The following is a 2,135-nucleotide window of genomic DNA, read 5'->3' on the forward strand; positions in this document are numbered from 1 at the left end:
TGGCTCGCGCCGTCGCGGGGTGTGCCCGGCACGCGGACGAGGGCGACCCCAGCGACGCGACCGGTGCGTACTACACGACCCCGCAGGTCTCGCAGCTCGACGACGTGGCGGCCGACGACCTGCTGGCCGATCTCAACGTCATCCGGGGGAAATCCAACTACTCCTGCATCCTGCCGAACGAGCGAAACACGCCGGTCAATCAGGCCCCCTGCGTTCGCGAGCGCGGGTACGACTGTTCCGTCAAACACCGGTGTCCGTACTTCTCCGACCGCGCGATCGCATCGAACCGGGAGATCGCGGCGATGACGCTCGCCTACTTCATGCAGACGGCGGGCAGCGAGGTCTTCCGCAAACGCGACGTCGTGGTCGTCGACGAGGCCCACGGCCTCGCCGAGTGGGCCGAGATGTACGCGACCATTCAACTGGGGCCGCGAACCGTCCCGTTCTGGGACGAGCTGCGCGTCCCCGAGATGGACTCCATCGAGCGAGCCGTCCGCTACGCCGAGAGCCTCGCACAGACCTGTACGCGCCGCAAGGACGACCTGCTCGAGCAGGATCCGCTGTCCCCCGCCGAGGTGAGCGAACGCGATCGACTGCAGGAACTCATCGGCGAACTCGAGTGGTTCGTCTCGGACTTCCGCGACCCGCAGAGTCCGACGACGTGGCTGGTCGATCAGTCCGAGTCGCGCGGTCGCGACGCCGGTTCCGACGGCAGCGATGCCGACGGCGACGAACCGCAGGGCGGCCCGCTGACGATCAAGCCGATGAACCCCGAGAAGTACCTTCAGCACACCGTCTGGGACCGGGGCAACAAGTTCGCCCTCCTCTCGGCGACGATCCTCAACAAGGCGGCCTTTTGTCGACAGGTCGGACTCGATCCCGACGACGTCGCACTGGTCGACGTCGACCACACCTTCCCCGTCGAGAACCGGCCGCTGTACGACGTCACGCAGGGGAAGATGACCTACGAGGAGCGCGACGAGACGACGCCGAAGATCGCCCGCACGATCGTCCGGCTGATGCAACACCACCCCGACGAGAAGGGGCTGGTTCACGCCCACTCCTACGACATTCAGGAGCGCCTCGCCGACCTCCTTTCCGACTTCGGCGTCGGCGACCGGATTCGAACGCACGACCGCGACGGCCGCGACGCCGAACTCGAGGCCTGGAAGGCCAGCGACGAGCCCGACGTCTTCCTCTCGGTGAAGATGGAGGAGGCGCTGGATCTCAAGGGCGACCTCTGCCGCTGGCAGGTCCTCTGTAAGGCGCCCTTCCTCAACACCGGCGACTCGCGGGTGGCACATCGCTTGGAGCAGGGGCAGTGGGCGTGGTACTACCGGACGACGCTCCGAACCGTCATTCAGGCCTGCGGCCGGGTCGTTCGCGCGCCCGACGATTACGGGGCGACCTATCTGGCGGACTCGAGTCTGGTGGACTGTTTCGAGCGCGCCCGGACGGACATGCCGGAGTGGTTCGAGGCGCAGGTCGATCGCATGACGCGCCCCGATCTCCCGACGTTCGAGCCGCAGGCGGCGCTCAGCGGGACGGTGTCGGGTGGCGGAGCCAGTGTCGCTGACGGATCCTCGCGGACGGGACGAAGCGCGACGACGGATACCCAGCGTGGCGACGAGACCGATCGGCAATCGTCGCAGTCGCACCGGTCGCGGAAATCGTCCCGATCGAGCCCGTTAGCGGACGTCTGGGACACGGACGAGTAGAAACTGAGTACGCGGGTTTCGAAGCGCGTGCGCGTTCCGCAGTCGTCTCCGCGCTCACTCGATCGGTCCGCGTGCGACGCGTCCAACCGGTCTCCCTAAAAGAGGGACATCGCGCTCCACGCGATCATCGAGGACATCATGAGGAACGCGAAGATGAGCGCGATGATCTGATTCCTGTTCATGATCGATGTCAGAGGGCCCGCAACTATCAATGTCACGACCGGAGTCGACCGGCTGCCCCTGAGCGCGTCGCGACCTCGAGCGCGCGCTGTCGTTCCCGTGTCCCCCGCCCACCGCTACTCGAACCGCGCGTCGACGACGACGTGGTCGACACCCGCACTGTGACTCTTCACCCGCCGTTTCTCGAGCACCTCGAGTCCGCGCCCGGCCTCGTCGGCGGCCGCCGCGAGGCGCTCG

General features: G+C 67.0%; 1 protein-coding gene and 1 pseudogene. One reads left to right on the forward strand and one right to left on the reverse strand.

Annotation, left to right across the window (positions count from 1 at the left end):
- Positions 1-1,718, forward strand: a 1,718-nt coding sequence (locus tag PGX04_RS05390; protein WP_273737564.1) for an ATP-dependent DNA helicase, incomplete at its 5' end; no start/stop codon positions are given.
- Between the two features lie 296 nt (positions 1,719-2,014).
- On the opposite strand, the pseudogene PGX04_RS05395 reads toward PGX04_RS05390, so the two are convergent.
- Positions 2,015-2,135: pseudogene (locus PGX04_RS05395) on the reverse strand (class I SAM-dependent methyltransferase); the annotation flags it as partial.

This window comes from Natrinema soli, assembly GCF_028618695.1.